Source organism: Streptomyces maremycinicus (genome assembly GCF_001184025.1).
Taxonomy (GTDB): Bacteria; Actinomycetota; Actinomycetes; order Streptomycetales; family Streptomycetaceae; genus Streptomyces; species Streptomyces maremycinicus.
In genome coordinates this window covers 50,360-63,769 of sequence record NZ_BBYG01000024.1, presented here as the reverse complement: position 1 = coordinate 63,769, position 13,410 = coordinate 50,360, and the positions used below count along the sequence as shown (strand labels likewise).

At 68.4% G+C, this 13,410-nt stretch carries 13 protein-coding genes and 2 pseudogenes; 10 read left to right on the top strand and 5 right to left on the bottom strand.

Annotation, left to right across the window (positions count from 1 at the left end):
* Positions 1-4: 4 nt before the first annotated feature.
* Entirely contained in the window at positions 5-724 is a 720-nt protein-coding gene (locus AOQ37_RS35035) for a hypothetical protein (protein WP_062650689.1), read from the bottom strand.
* Positions 725-1,169: 445 nt separating this feature from the next.
* Between AOQ37_RS35035 and AOQ37_RS35030 the strand changes: the two genes are divergently transcribed.
* From AOQ37_RS35030 to AOQ37_RS35020, 3 genes are all read left to right on the top strand, one after another.
* On the top strand, positions 1,170-2,264 hold the full coding sequence (locus tag AOQ37_RS35030; protein WP_062650687.1) for a hypothetical protein: 1,095 nt from the start codon (positions 1,170-1,172) through the stop codon (positions 2,262-2,264).
* A 43-nt stretch (positions 2,265-2,307) separates the two neighbouring features.
* Positions 2,308-2,814 carry a hypothetical protein gene (locus AOQ37_RS35025; protein WP_062650866.1) on the top strand — a complete coding sequence of 169 codons (507 nt, stop codon included), beginning with the start codon at positions 2,308-2,310 and terminating at the stop codon, positions 2,812-2,814.
* 384 nt (positions 2,815-3,198) lie between these two features.
* The gene (locus tag AOQ37_RS35020; protein ID WP_062650685.1) at positions 3,199-3,681 is read left to right on the top strand and encodes a low temperature requirement protein A; all 483 of its coding nucleotides are present in this window, start codon (positions 3,199-3,201) and stop codon (positions 3,679-3,681) included.
* A 116-nt stretch (positions 3,682-3,797) separates the two neighbouring features.
* Here AOQ37_RS35020 and AOQ37_RS35015 read toward each other — a convergent pair whose 3' ends face one another.
* Positions 3,798-4,154 carry a MerR family transcriptional regulator gene (locus AOQ37_RS35015; RefSeq protein WP_062650684.1) on the bottom strand — a complete coding sequence of 119 codons (357 nt, stop codon included), beginning with the start codon at positions 4,152-4,154 and terminating at the stop codon, positions 3,798-3,800.
* A 432-nt stretch (positions 4,155-4,586) separates the two neighbouring features.
* On the opposite strand from AOQ37_RS35015, the pseudogene AOQ37_RS35010 reads away from it, so the two are divergent.
* Positions 4,587-5,360, top strand: a pseudogene (locus AOQ37_RS35010) (NADP-dependent oxidoreductase).
* A 503-nt stretch (positions 5,361-5,863) separates the two neighbouring features.
* Here AOQ37_RS35010 and AOQ37_RS42300 read toward each other — a convergent pair.
* Positions 5,864-6,185 (bottom strand): annotated as a pseudogene (locus AOQ37_RS42300) (PRC-barrel domain-containing protein); the annotation flags it as partial.
* A gap of 371 nt (positions 6,186-6,556) precedes the next feature.
* On the opposite strand from AOQ37_RS42300, the gene AOQ37_RS35000 reads away from it, so the two are divergent.
* From AOQ37_RS35000 to AOQ37_RS34990, 3 genes are all read left to right on the top strand, one after another.
* On the top strand, positions 6,557-6,988 hold the full coding sequence (locus AOQ37_RS35000) for a cupin domain-containing protein (protein WP_062650682.1): 432 nt from the start codon (positions 6,557-6,559) through the stop codon (positions 6,986-6,988).
* 330 nt (positions 6,989-7,318) lie between these two features.
* A complete protein-coding gene (locus tag AOQ37_RS34995) occupies positions 7,319-7,789 on the top strand; it encodes a hypothetical protein (protein ID WP_159401420.1) in 471 nt (156 codons plus the stop codon).
* Positions 7,790-8,067: 278 nt separating this feature from the next.
* Positions 8,068-8,748: a DUF4241 domain-containing protein gene (locus AOQ37_RS34990; RefSeq protein WP_062650679.1), complete on the top strand. Its 681-nt coding sequence runs from the start codon at positions 8,068-8,070 to the stop codon at positions 8,746-8,748.
* Between the two features lie 226 nt (positions 8,749-8,974).
* Here AOQ37_RS34990 and AOQ37_RS34985 read toward each other — a convergent pair whose 3' ends face one another.
* Positions 8,975-9,736, bottom strand: coding sequence for an SDR family oxidoreductase (locus AOQ37_RS34985; RefSeq protein ID WP_062650677.1), 762 nt, complete (start codon positions 9,734-9,736; stop codon positions 8,975-8,977).
* Positions 9,737-9,931: 195 nt separating this feature from the next.
* Between AOQ37_RS34985 and AOQ37_RS34980 the strand changes: the two genes are divergently transcribed.
* The 3 genes from AOQ37_RS34980 to AOQ37_RS42230 all read left to right on the top strand — a co-directional run bounded on the left by AOQ37_RS34980 (position 9,932) and on the right by AOQ37_RS42230 (position 12,528).
* Positions 9,932-10,792, top strand: a complete 861-nt coding sequence (locus AOQ37_RS34980) for a helix-turn-helix domain-containing protein (RefSeq protein ID WP_062650675.1) — start codon at positions 9,932-9,934, stop codon at positions 10,790-10,792.
* Between the two features lie 302 nt (positions 10,793-11,094).
* Positions 11,095-11,478, top strand: a complete 384-nt coding sequence (locus AOQ37_RS34975) for a hypothetical protein (RefSeq protein ID WP_234437110.1) — start codon at positions 11,095-11,097, stop codon at positions 11,476-11,478.
* A gap of 465 nt (positions 11,479-11,943) precedes the next feature.
* On the top strand, positions 11,944-12,528 hold the full coding sequence (locus AOQ37_RS42230) for a helix-turn-helix domain-containing protein (protein ID WP_374701569.1): 585 nt from the start codon (positions 11,944-11,946) through the stop codon (positions 12,526-12,528).
* A gap of 258 nt (positions 12,529-12,786) precedes the next feature.
* Here AOQ37_RS42230 and AOQ37_RS34965 read toward each other — a convergent pair whose 3' ends face one another.
* A complete protein-coding gene (locus AOQ37_RS34965; protein WP_062650671.1) occupies positions 12,787-13,221 on the bottom strand; it encodes a DUF8189 domain-containing protein in 435 nt (144 codons plus the stop codon).
* Positions 13,222-13,410: the final 189 nt, after the last annotated feature.

Below are 13,410 nucleotides of genomic sequence, written 5' to 3'. Positions count from 1 at the left end.
CGGATCAGGTGAAGACGTGGTGGTACGGGACGTTCCACTCGCTGGGCAGGCGCGGGTAGAACGTGTTGATGACCGTCCCGGTGAAGTCCCCGCCCCAGTTGTGGGTGAGGTTCACCTCGTTGTTGGTGGTCACCGCGTGGTCCCTGAAGCCGAGGATGGTGTCGGGGTGGGTGATGGGCACGAAGGTGATGCCGCCCCACGGAGTGACCGTGACGACCCAGAGCTGGGTGTCCTCGGGTGCGCCGTTCTTCCCCCGCCACTTGTCGCCGACCTTGTCGGGCAGGCCGACCTGGACGGTGTCGGCCGTGCTCTGGGGCGCGTCCTGGTGGACGGTGATGCGCCTGCGCTGCGGCTTCGGCACGCCGTCGTCGCCACGTCCGGTGTCGGTTCCGCCCGCGCCGGCGGGCTGGGGCGTCGCCTGGCCGGCGGCGCTCTCGATGAAGTAGAGCGGCCGCTGCCCGAAGAAGCCGGCGGGGGTGATGTGCCAGAGGTGGCCCTTGGCCTCCTTGACGGTCTCGTCGAGGGCGGTGGCCAGTTGGACGCCCTTGTCGTGGCTCGCCTCGCCCAGCTCCGCGGGCCGCAGGTAGCCGCCGTTGAAGGCATGGACGAGCATCACCGGACGGTTCTCGACCAGCGCCGCGACGATCGCGTTGTCGTAGCTGTTTACCGCCACCGGGCCGCCGACCACCAAATTGGACATCGCTGTGCGCTCTTGGGTGTACATCGCGGAAACCTCACCTGTCCTGAATGCGAAAGACGAAAAATTCGGATGCTCGCCGCGGCGCCCGATGGAGCCGCATCGAAGCGGACCTGACTTTCGAACCGAAGCGGAATGGAGCCGAATGAACAGCCGAAATGGCCAGCCGAAATGACCGGCCGAATGAACAGCCGAAAGCGAAACTCTCCCGGCGGTAGCGCCCAGAGTCACGGTACCCACGAGCAAGGCTGGCAAAAAAGTCATCGATCGAGTGAATGCCCCTGAAGAAAGGTCACTTCATCGGCGTTTCGGAAGTGATTACCGAAAATCGATCACTCGATTGAGTGTGACATCCGAATGCGCCCTTCCAGGGTGTGAGGGGGCGCGGTAATTTCGTTCTGCGGAACGTGCGCAGTTGTCTCTTTAAATCTCACCGAGCACGGTTCGGCTGAATTAGTTAGAGGACGGGTAGATGCCTTCCACCGCGTACAGCCTGGTAGAGGCCAGGCGTCAGCCGCTGACGAAAAAGAACCTGCGGGAACTCGACATCGAGCAGATCTGGCAGGCCATTCTGAACCACCCCAACCTGGTCTACGCCGACCCCTCCGGTGTGAAGCACAAGCCCGTCGGGTTCTCTGTGAACAAGTCGAGCTTCGGCACCTTCTCGGGGACCGCGTTCGAGCGGGGCTGGCTCTCCTACATGAACCTCGGGGAGCCGCTGATCGAGGTGCGGGGCGACATCGCCCAGCCGCCGCCCGACACCTTCTCCTCCCGCACCTATGTCAACCGCAGCCAAGGCGAGATGACCTTCACCGACTCGGTCGACTTCACCGTCTCCAACGGGGTCACCTGGTCGCTCCACGGGGACGCCAAACTCACCTTCGGCGGCAGCGTCGGTGCCTCGCTCCAGTTGCAGCTCCAGAACCAGCTCCGCCTGGACCTGCAATCGCAGCTCGCGGCCTCGTGCCAGAACGGGATGGCGAACAAGAACGCGAACACGGTGACCAACAAGAACAGCAAGGACAGCGTCGGGGTCGACAACGCCAACGCCACCGAGACGTCCGCGAGCAGCTCCGCGACGAACTCCGCATCGGCCGGGACGACCAGCTCGGTGGGGTTCACGACCTCGGGCAGTGCCACCGGCAACGCGTCTCTCAACGCCCAGTTGGCCCTGGGCATCGCCGCCACGGTCGGCGGCTCCCTGAACACCAGCTGGGCTTCCAAGTCGCAGATCTCGGGCAAGGTGCCGGCGAACTCCCGCGTGCAGACCATCGTCACCCAGCGGCGGACCCGCAAGCAGTACACCTACGAGATCCCGGTGACCTTCTCCGGGCTGATCGCGGTGCAGTACGCCGTGCCGGTGGCGGTCCTGTCTCCTCCGCAGCCCGGCACCTACCCCGGCCTCAGCCGCATGGTCGCCCGCGACATCAACGACATCGACCTGACTCCCGGCGGCTTCCGCATGAAGGGACTGGCCGAGGTCGTCTCCGCCCTGGACGTCCACCACACCATGCTCGACGTGGAAGCCCTGACCGTCAGCCAGCAGACCCTCTACAAGCAGCCCTGACCACGCGGCACCGCCGCCACGACGACGACCAGAGGTGACGACCGTGGTGTTCGACCACATCTTCAACGCCGCCGGCAAGGGCGCGGGGCTCTTCTCCGTGACCACCGACAGCACGAAGCCGCAGCCGGGCGAGGACGTCGACTTCGAGGACTGCGACGACGGCACCTACGACGACACGAGCACCAGCCTGTTCAACAACGCGATCCACGGTGCCTCCTCCCGCGCGAAGATCGTGCAGGAGACCTCGCCCGAGGCGCGGGCCGTCCTGGGCTTCCTCGGCTCCTTCATCCAGACCACCCAGGCATCCGCCGGCACCCAGGCCCAGTACGCCCAGGACCCCGGCTCGGTCACCAAGGCAGCCTCCGTCGGCATGCAGGACGCGAGCGCGACGGTGAGGGAACACGGCGACCTCCAAAAGGACCAGGATCTGGAGAACAGGCCCAAGAAGGACGACTTCAGCAAGCCCCCCAGGACCCCGGACGCCCCCAAGGCACCGGAAGCACCCAAGGCGCCCAAGGCAACCGCGGAGAAGCCGTCCCGCTCCGAGTAGGCCGCCGTACGTGCGAGAGGAGACAGGCCCGAGTTCCTCACCGAGGACGGTGAAGTGAGCATCGGCGGCGGTCGATCACGGCATACGCGTCGGCGCGGAGTACCTCCGCGAGAGCTCACCGGACCAGCTGTCGTCACCCTGCCGGCACCCCCAGCCGTGCACAGGCGGGCGGCGGCAGCACGGCCGGACGCCGGACGCCGGACGCCGGACAGGCGGATCTTCGACGGCGCCGCATCTCGATGACGCCGCGTCACACCGACCGGCAATGCCAGGGCATTACGGTGCGCAATGCGCACGATCCGACCTCTGTACCGTCCGTCCCGCTCCCGGAAGGCGCCCGGCACGCCTCCTGGCTGGAGCTGTTCGACCTGGTGGCGGTCGCCGGTGTCGCGCAGCTGGCCCACCTCCCTGTACGGCGGTCCCGATGCTTCCGACGTAGCTCTGTACGCCGTGCTGTTCGCCGCGTTCTGGACCGTGTGGATCTCCTACACCCTCTACGGCAACGTGGCCGCCGGACACACGAGAACCCGCGCCCTGCTGCTGGGCATGGCCTGCCTGACCGTCATGGCCGCGGCCGTCCACGGCGTGCGGGAAGGGGACCGGGACCGGATGTTCGCCCTCGCCTACGTCGTGGCCCGCCTCTTCGCCGGCCGCGTCTGGGATCACCGCCGCCAAAGGGTGCAGGGCTGGCCCGCCGCCCGCTTCACCGCGGGATCCGCACCGTGGGTCGCTTCCCTCTGGGCGGCCGCTGTCCTGCTGCGTTGTCGCCGGAGGCCTCCCGCCGTTTCCCTCTGGGTGGCCGCTCTCTCGCTGTCGCCGACTACTGCGGCTGATGGCTTCGCCAGGCCGATACCGTGGAGGCGTTGATCGTTCATGGCGGGTACGGGGGAGGGGTGCGGTGGCGCTCTTCGGACCAGACCGGGTGGGGAGACCGCCCGGTAGATGCCGGACAGGCCGGGGCCCCACCCCTCGCGACGGGCTGATCAGTCCGGCGCCACGTTCGCCGCGGTCACATTCTCGATCACGTGGCCGAGTTTGGTCTTGGCCCGGGTCAGGTCCTGGATGCGTGCGGCGATACGGTCGCGTTCGATGATGAGCTGGTCGAGCATGGCGGGGGTCGCGACGCCGGTGCTCACGCACGGCAGGAGTTCGACGACGGTACGGCTGGAGAGCCCGGCTGCGAAGAGGTCCTGGATGAGCTGGACCCGCTCCAGAGCTTCGTCGGGATAGTCACGCTGCCCACCGGGCGTCCGCGCCGATTCCAGGAGCCGCTGTTCCTCGTAGTAGCGCAGGGCCCGCACGCTGACCCCTGACCGCCTGGCGAGCTGTCCGATGCGCATGACGCAGGTCGTTCCTTTCCCGCTCATACCTCACGTTGACGTCAGGTTCAGGCTAGCAATACCGGCTCCGGAGGCAGCCCTGGGGGCCGATCCGAACCGTTGCCGGCGCCGGGATCGAGCATGACCCGGCGGCGGGCCCGAGGGCGTTCACGCGGTTCACGTACGCACGTCAGTCCTCGCGTCGTGCCGGGAGCGCCGGGGCCCGCCCGAGGACACATGGGTGTCGGCCGTGACGGGCGGCGTGATCTCTCCTGGTGGGGCAGGCCCTCACGCTCACCCCTGCCCGCTCGGCAACCTCACCCCTGTGCGCCTGCCCTCCTCCGGCCGGGCGGCGGCATTTGAGGCTTGCACCTCACGTCAACGTCAGGTTTTAGAGTGACGGAGCGCCGGATGAACACGTCGTTCCGGCCCGTCAAAGTAAGGCAGACCCTTATGCGTGCAGCCCGGTTCCACGAATACGGCGGAGCGGAGACCCTGGTGATCGAGCAGGCCCCCGACCCCCACCCCGGACCCGGTGAGATTCGTGTCCGCGTCGCGGCGGCCAGCGTCAATCCCATCGACTGGAAGCTGCGTTCCGGCGCCCTGCACCAGATCTTCCCTCTGGATCTGCCTGACATTCCCGGGCGCGACGGCGCCGGTGTGGTCGACGAGATCGGCGACGGGGTGCGAGGGGTGAGCATCGGCGATCGGGTCTTCGGGCTGGGCGGTGTCACCGGCGCGAGCGCGGAGCTGCTCATCCTTTCGGCCTGGGCGCACACCCCCGCCACGTGGAACGACGAGCAGGCCGCAGGCGCCGCTCTCGCGTCCGTGACCGCGATGCGTGGGCTCGACGCGCTCGGCCCCCTCGCGGGGCGCACCCTCCTCATCGAGGGCGCCGCCGGAGGCGTGGGCAGCGCGGCGGTCGAGATCGCCGTGGCGCAAGGTGCCAGCACCGTGATCGGGACAGCCAGCGAACGCAACCACGAGTTCCTCACCTCTCTCGGCGCCGTTCCCACCACCTACGGCCCCGGCCTCGCACAGCGCCTGGGCACGCATGTGGCCCACGCGGTGAACGACTCCACTCTCCTGTCCGCGGCGGCGTAACTGGGCGGGCAAGGCCGCTACACACCCCGTATCGAACAGGCCTACCCCCTGGAGCGGATCGCCGACGCCCACGCACACGCCGAGCGCGGACGCACCCGAGGAAAGATCGTGATCTGCATCTGAACAGGCCCACGAGGTAGGTGACTTGCAACGTGCGGGCCTGCGTGGCCAGCGTGCCTCGATCAGTACCGGCGAGCGGGCGGTCCGGAGCAGGCCGATCTCGTCTGGATCGGCTCTTCACGGCATGTCGGAGCGGCGTTGCCGTTCTTCGGCGATGTAGTACTGGCGCAACTTGGCCCGTTCGGCCTCTCCGCGCGCGGTGTCGCGCCTCGGCTCGCCGGCGCTCGTCGGCGCCTCGCGGCCCCCGGGGCTGCCGGAGCCGGCGGAGACGGTGTCTTCCTCCTGCTCCTTGCCGCTGCGGGCGATGCCCGACGCGGTGGTGTCGTCGTAGCCGCTCTGCGGGGCGGCGGGGCCGGAGTGCTCTTCGCCGCTGCGGGCGATGCCCGACGCGGTGGTGTCCTCGTAGCGGCTCTCCGGCGCGCCGGAAGCAGTGGTGTCGGCAGAAGTCGTGGCGTCGGCGTGAGCCCAGCCGCCTTCACCTGGCTGGTTGGCCTGCTGCCAGGCGGTGTCCCAGGCAAGGCCGTAATACTCGTACAGGTGGTGCTCCTCCTGTACGGACAGGTGGCCGCCTGCGTCGACGTCGATGTGGGGCGCGTCTTTGACCTTGTCCTTGGAGTAGGGCACTTGCAGGTGGTCCTCGATCACTGCGGCGTCCTGGATGGGCACGAAGGATTCGCTGGTGCCGAACAGGCCCGTTCTGACGCTCACCCACTCGGGACGACCGGTGGCATCGTCGAGGAAGACGTGCTTGGCGTCGCCGATCTTGTTGCCCTCGGTGTCGTAGACCGGATGATCCAGCACTGTCGGGATCTGCTCTCGCGTGATCATCTCTTCTCCCGCTTCCCCGTGTGATTACCGGCTGCTTTCCGAGTCCCGAACAGTTCGTCTGCTCTCGTTGGGCATCGCGCTTCTCTTTCCATGCGTCTTCCTGTCCGGCTAACCATAAAATGCCGCAAAACACGCGAAATCTTGCCTTTTGTCATGAGTGCGTGTGCAGGGTGTGCACGTCAGTTGACGCTCGGAGGGGGCTTGTCGGGGGTGGTGGTCGGCCCGGGGTGTTGTGGGACGACCTACGTCAGCGTCTTCTCTTCCCTCTCAGCGACGCCGCCTGAGCAGGCACTCCTCTGCGCCGCATGCAGTGGGACGGGGGCTGGCGCGAACCGCTCGAACGGTCTTGTTCGCGCTGTTGTACTGCGTTTATGGCAGATCAGAAGCGGTGCTCGGTGGTTCGGACCGGCCACTACCAGGGAGTTCAGGGCGGTGTCTTCGGGGCGGGCATCAGCGCGCAGTCGGCGGGGGCGGAGCGGTTGTGTCTGCACCGGCTGGTGATGGCCGCGGGCAGCCGGGGTCGGCCTCACCTGCACGAGGGCCACGAATCGGCCATTTTCATCCAGTCCGGACAGGTCGAGGTGTGGCACGGGGAGGGCCTGGCCGAGCATGTGGTGCTGCGCGCGGGCGACTACATCCACATCCCGGCGGACGTCCCGCACATGCCGGTGAACAGCGGCACGCAGGAGATGGTGTGCCTGGTGGCGCGGACCGACCCGAACGAGCAGGAGGGGGTCCGGCTGCTGGACCTGCCGGCATGGCTGGAGGACCGGGTCGGCCCCGTGGCGGTGGGAGCGGGCTGAGCCGCGAGCGGGCACCCCCTTCCCGGGACGGCCCCGGTCCCGCACCTGCGCGCAACAGGACGGGGTGCCGGTCGAGTGAGGCGCTGCTGGTGAGGGGTCGGTGCCGCCCCTGCCTGCGTGAGAGGTCCGGTGAGCCGTTGGATGCGCGGGCGCGGAGGTCATCGCAGGGCCACGTCCAGGAAGCTGCGTGTGCGCCCGCGCAATGACCGCGTGAGGCTTCGGTCCCATCCCTGCGGGGGGTTTACCCGGGAGGACCGGCCAGGGCGGCCACCCCCCTCCATAAGCTACTTGCTGTAGTCACTCGACTACTTTGAGTGGAAGGGGATGGGGATGCGTCCCACATCTGCGGGCCGACTGGCGGTCCTTGCTTCAGCCGTCCTGATGCTGGCCGGCGGGATGAGCGTCAGCACGGTCCAAGCTCAGGCCCAGGCGGACATCGGGCCCATCACGTACTCGATCAGCTTCTCCAACCCGCGGGAGAGCGACGACAACGACCTGCCCGAACCATACGGCCACGTCGTGGTGAGGGCGCCGTGGGGTCAGCAGACCGCCCTGTGGGAGCACCCGGACCGGGACATCAACACCCCCACCCTGCCCCGCTATCCGCTGTTCGGCGGCGCCGAGCACCGGTATGTCCCCCACCCCGTCACCGAGGTGTGCGCCTTCGTGGGCGAGGACGACACCGGCATCAACGACGACGACATCCTCGCCGACGGATGCGTGCCCTACACGGGCCCCGGTGAGTACACCATCAGCGCCGAAGGCGGCTCCGTGACCGTCACCGTGTACGACTTCGGCTGACCTTCCGGCACAGCGAAACCCTGTCGCCCCGGAGGATCTTCCTGCCCGGGGCGACAGGCGGTGAGGCAGCAAAACCCAGGCCGTGAACCGATCTGCGGTGTCCGCGGCCGCACCCGGCCTGCGGAAATGGCGACCTCGCAGCCGTGACTCGCCTCTCCCCGTCATCGGAGCGCTCCCGGGATGCAGCGCAACGGGACGCGGGCGCAAGGGCGCCGGAGATGTCAGTGCCTGCTTCTACGATCCACCCAATACGCACCGGTTCACGGAAGGTTCCTCGCATGCCCATCACCGCGCCCGACTACTCCCGGTACTTCACCGACGGGACCTCCTTCGCGTGCGGACGCGACCTGACCGGGACGCTGTCCGTGGTGCGCGTGGGCGAACTCGCTCTGGCCACGGGCCAGGTGGTGGCGTGCGACCCGTTCGTCTACCTGGGCAGCGGTGACGTAGAACCCTTCACGGTCGCGGTGGAGCCCGGCCGTTACGCCGTGGACGCCGCCGTCGCCACGCTGGTTCGTCCCGGCGCCGAGTCGGGGCCCCACCCGCACACGCGCGTCGCGGCCGTCCGGCTGGTGATACGTGACGTGGAGGTGGCCGGGTGGGAGCTTGCGCTGCTGCCCGGGCAGGATCCGGCGGAACTGGGGGACGAGCAGTACTTCGGTTACGGCGTGGACGCGGGTACCGGTTGCTTCTACGACGCCTCGGCCGAGAACGCCTTTCCGGGGACGCAGGACGAGGAAGGGGCGGTGTGGGCGGCCATGGAGTCCGTCGGGCACGGACCCGACGTCTTCATGGCCCAGGGCGAGGGCGGCCACAACCTCGCCGGGTTCACGTCCGGGTGGGGCGACGGCGCGTATCCGACCTGGATCGGCCGCGCGGCGGACGGCGGCGTCGCCTGCTTCCTCACCGACTTCCTCGTCGTACCTCACTCGGCCGACGCCGACGTGCCGGTTTCCTAGCCCGCGAGGCCGGCGAAGGCCGGCGCAGCGCGGCGGGTGGCGCAGGCCTCCTCATGCCGGCAGGCCAGGCTCGCAGGGTCGGGCCACCCGCCGTACGCCAGTGACTGGTCAGAACCCTTCCCCAGAACCCCTTCCGCCCGCTGAGGCACCGCTCGCCGTGGCAGCGCCAGGCGATCACGGTCGCGGCTGCTGCCCGGAGCGTCTGCCCGCCGACTGGGCAAGAGGCTCAGCCCGCGCGGCCGGGGAGCATGGCCAGCGCTTCGGAGCGCTGGGCGACGAGGTCGCCGTAGGTGCCGTCGCGCTCCGCCCAGCGGTGCAGGAGAGCCGCCTTCACGACGATTTCGCGGGGTGTGGGATCCGCTGAGAGAAGTTGCATGACCTCGGTGGCGAAATCGCCGAGCGGCAGCGCGTGCGGATTCACCTTTTCCTGGCCCGCTGTGGCGACGGCCGGGGGGACGAGTTCGACGACTCCTACGCCGGTGCCGTCCAGCTGCGCGCGCAGTGCCTCGGAGTAGGCGTGCACCGCGGCCTTCGAGGCGGCGTAGGTGGGCATGGGCGGGAAGGGCAGGAAGGCGATGCCGGAGGTGACGGTGATGATCGTGCCTGCGCCCCGCCGGATCAGGTGCGGGGTGAAGGCGTCGATGACCCGGATGCTGCCCACCAGGTTGGTGTCGATCGTCACCCGCGCCGCCTCGAAGTGCGCGGGGTCGCGCAGGTCCTCGAGGAGCATGACGCCCTGCATCGTCACTACGGTGTCCAGCTCGGGATACCGGGCGAGCACGGCGTCACGAGCCGATGCGACAGAGGCGCTGTCGGTGACATCGATGCTGAAGGTGCCGAAGCCCTCTGCGGCGAGATCCGAGAGTGCCTCCCGGCTACGGCCGGCGACGGCCACCTGGCTTCCCGCCGCGGCGAACCGGCGGGCCAGCTCCCGCCCGATACCCGAGGTCCCGCCGACGACGAGAACGGTGCGGTTGGACAGATCCACGAGATCTTCCCTTCGGTCCAGGGCGCCGACGGCTACGGGCCACCGGCGGCCTTCGGTGATGTGCTGCGTCCTTGCGTCCTTGCGGACGCTTCCTCGGCAGTCTCGCCAGCACCCGCCGGGCGAGGAGAGGCCCCGGTTCTCCCTGGTCCTGCCAGGACCCCCTGTCAGACACGCACACCGCATTACCGTGGCGATATGAAGGACGAGGAATCCGGCAACCGGCTCGGCAGCTACCTGCGGGCCCGGCGGGAACTGGTCTCCCCGGCGCAGGCGGGGATTCCGCCGGGCGGCAACCGTCGCGTGCCCGGGCTGCGCCGTGAGGAAGTGGCGCTTCTCGCCGGCATCAGCCCCGACTACTACCTGCGCCTGGAACGTGGCCGCGACAAGAACCCTTCGCCTCAGGTCCTCGCATCCCTCGCACGGGTCCTGCACCTCGACGACATCGAGCAGGCGTATCTGCTCGGCCTCGCGGCAGCACGCCCCAAGCCCTCGCGCCGCAAACGGCCGGAGCAGGTACCGGCACGAGTGCACCAGCTCCTCGCCCACCTTCAGATCCCCGCGTTCGTCGAGGGACGCGCGTTCGACGTCCTGGCTTCCAACCCCATGGCCGTCGCGCTCTCCCCGCGCCTACGGCCGGGCCAGAACCGGCTTCGCTCCCTGTTCCTCGATCCCGAGGAACAGGCCTTCCAACAGGACTGGACGAAAGCCGCGGCCGGCTTTGTCGCCGCCCTGCGCACCAGCATCGGGGACGACATCGACAATCCCCGATTCGTGGAACTCGTCGGCGAACTCGCACTGTCCAGCCAGCGGTTCCGCACCCTGTGGGCCCGGCACGACGTCCGCAACCTCGACGGAGGCACCGCCACCGTCCACCACCCCGCAGTCGGTGACCTGCGACTCCACCGCGACAAGCTCCCCATCGACGACGTCATCCTCGTCGTCTACTACCCCGACAAGGACAGCGACAGCGACGAGAAACTGCGACTGCTCGCCGCACTCTCACAGACCGGCCCCACCGACACGGCACACAGCAGGCCAGCCAATTCTGAGGCATAGGGCCTGTTGCGGGAGTGCTGTTGGCGGCTGCTGTGATTGAGGAGTTCGGTTGGCATCCGAGCAGGTCAGTGGGCGATTCCTCATTCGACTGAAACGGTGAGGGCCGTGGAAGGCTTCGTCGGCGAGAGGGGAGGGGGAGCCGTGACTACTCGGGATGGCGGCTCAGCTGCCACCAGCTGTGCCGAGATCCGGCAGTCCCACAAGACATGATCACGAAGGACCAAGATCCACTTTCGCAACAGGCCTTAATGCCGCATCAGTCAACGTCCGCCCCGTGTTGTGGATCCGCGTAGTCTCACGGAGTGCATACGCATCGGAGCTTCCGGAACCCTCCCGCGCTGCCTCACGAGGTTGTGGTCGAGACGCTGGAGCGGGCCCTGGGCGACCGCTCGCACGAGACCGAGGCAGCGAGCGTCCTGGTGGGGAGTGCGTTGAACGACGACGACCGGGAGTTCGTCGAGCACTGGTGCATGGAGGTCGGGACGCGGGCTGTGTCGGGTAGTCCGCTGCTCGGGCTGGCCGGCCTGTGCCTGGGCCATACCGCTCGACGCTTCGGTCGACTCAGCGATGAGGCCCTCGCGCTGGCGGTGTCGCTGGCGGCGAGGGCCGAGGCGGACCCGTCAGACGTGGACGGTCGGGCCCAGGACGGCTATGACGACGTACGGAGCTTCCTGCGCCTGTGGTGACGCTGCCTCCAGCAACCGAGCCCGAGGTGCGGGCCAAGCTGGGCGGTCTGCGTCCACCCCACGCGGGGAGTCTGCGGGACCGGACGGCTTGGAGCCTGAGTAGCCGTACCCAGATCTGCCCTCCGCCACCCAGCGGGTCACAGAGGCTTGTACGGGCTCGCCCGGGCTTCGTCGCACTTTCGCGCAAGTCCTGGTCGACAAAGGGCGGACCCCCGGAGAACGGACCCCCGAAGGACGGCCCCCCTGAAGGACGGCCCCCCCCCCGAAGGATGGACCCCCGAAGGCGGGGCAAGCATCACCACATACTTCACGGGAGCGTGCGCCAAGAAGAGCAGAAGGGTGAGCGCGATGACCAGCCGGGACGACGAATGCGACGCACCGCCGAACTCCTCACCACCAGGCACTGACGCAGTCCGACGCCTGCGGGACGGGACTCCGGTGCGCCCGGCAAGCGCCCTTCGCGCCATGGCGCATCTGCGCAACGTCATCGCGCACGGAGGCGGCTCCGCCGCAGCAGGAAAGCTGGCCACGGAGATCCTTACCGCGCTCGATGCTCTGACCGGTGACGACGCGGGCCTCGAACCTTTGCGAACCGCACTGCACAGCATGCGCGTTCAGGACGAAGCCCAAGCGGCCGAGACCCTCTCGAACGCTGCTGAAGCAATCCACCTCCTGCACTGGGACGAACTCGACGACGCCACCTCCCAAGAGCTTCGGGCGGCTCTCAGGCTCGCCGTCATACGTCTGGCATCAGTGAAGGCCGCTCACGAGCAAGTCACCGACAGGCCCTCACAGCCGTCGACCCCCGGGGAGCAGAGCCAGCCGGAGGCGCCCTTACTCCCTTTCCTCGGCGAAGAGATCACCGTCCTGACCGTGGCTGAGGCAGCCGCGGTCATGCGGATGTCGAGAATTGCCGTCCACCGCCTGGTGCGCAGAGGTCACTTGCCGGTGATCCGTGTCCGCAGGTCCTTGCGGATACCCGAAAGTGCCGTACAGGAGTACCTGCGTCGGACACCCGCACCGACGCGGCCCGACTCGCACCGAGCCTGACCACACCACACCGTCCACTTCCGGAGGCCGCCGTCCCGGTGGGAGCAGCGGCGGTACCGGCACGGTGCACAGTCCACTGCGCCGGTGGTGATCGAGCAGCGTGCGAGCGGACGGCGGAGGCGGTCAGCGCTCAGGGTGCCAGGAGGCGAAGGCCGTGCTGCGGCGGTGGGCCGTTGCCATTGTGGCGTCCTGGCCGGTCTCTGCCGAGATGCCTTCTCGGCTACGCGGTGTGGGTCCGGTACCGCGCGCCTGCGGCGGTCACGGGCAGCCCGCGCCATCGGGTTCGACGACGCAGCTCACCTGCCACTTCGTCCAGGAGCCGCTGGAACTACGGATCCGGAACCAGTAGTTGTCGTCCTTGCCGACAGCCGACATGATGATGATCGCGTCGCTGGTCTCCTGCTGGGCGTCGACGGTGATGCGGCTCTTGACCCACCCGCCCATGGACACCCATCCGTTCCAGGAGCCGTCGGGGTAGGTCCAGTTCGTCCACACCGCGTGATCGGCACCGACGACGAACTCCTCCTTCGTCCCGTTGGCCAGCTTCGTGGTCGAGACGCCGTACTCGCAGAAGTACTTCTGGCCCTTGGTGGAGCAGTAGGTCGCGGCTTGCGCCGGCGCCGCCGCGACACCCACCCCCGCGAAGGCGGCCAGAGCCGCGACCGCCGCGAGGGCACCTTTGAATCTGCGCATGTCCATGCTCCTGTACCGAGTGGTGTGATCGTTTCGGGTCAGGGGAAAACCGTTCACCCCGACGCCCCCGGCAAGTCGATCATGGGTATCCGGGGGCGGACCATGCAGAACCACCGGCAGAAGTAGCCCCCTTCCTCGTCCGTGGACGCTTGGCAGCCGCGCCACCAAGGAGTGACCGGCAGGCCTTTC

What these genes read in the sequence shown, in the direction of transcription:
- AOQ37_RS35035 (WP_062650689.1), bottom strand. Translation starts at nt 724, where the DNA reads ATGTACACCCAAGAGCGCACAGCGATGTCCAATTTGGTGGTCGGCGGC.
- AOQ37_RS35030 (WP_062650687.1), top strand. Translation starts at nt 1,170, where the DNA reads ATGCCTTCCACCGCGTACAGCCTGGTAGAGGCCAGGCGTCAGCCGCTG.
- AOQ37_RS35015 (WP_062650684.1), bottom strand. Translation starts at nt 4,154, where the DNA reads ATGCGCATCGGACAGCTCGCCAGGCGGTCAGGGGTCAGCGTGCGGGCC.
- AOQ37_RS35000 (WP_062650682.1), top strand. Translation starts at nt 6,557, where the DNA reads ATGGCAGATCAGAAGCGGTGCTCGGTGGTTCGGACCGGCCACTACCAG.
- AOQ37_RS34995 (WP_159401420.1), top strand. Translation starts at nt 7,319, where the DNA reads ATGCGTCCCACATCTGCGGGCCGACTGGCGGTCCTTGCTTCAGCCGTC.
- AOQ37_RS34990 (WP_062650679.1), top strand. Translation starts at nt 8,068, where the DNA reads ATGCCCATCACCGCGCCCGACTACTCCCGGTACTTCACCGACGGGACC.
- AOQ37_RS34980 (WP_062650675.1), top strand. Translation starts at nt 9,932, where the DNA reads ATGAAGGACGAGGAATCCGGCAACCGGCTCGGCAGCTACCTGCGGGCC.
- AOQ37_RS42230 (WP_374701569.1), top strand. Translation starts at nt 11,944, where the DNA reads ATGGCGCATCTGCGCAACGTCATCGCGCACGGAGGCGGCTCCGCCGCA.
- AOQ37_RS34965 (WP_062650671.1), bottom strand. Translation starts at nt 13,221, where the DNA reads ATGCGCAGATTCAAAGGTGCCCTCGCGGCGGTCGCGGCTCTGGCCGCC.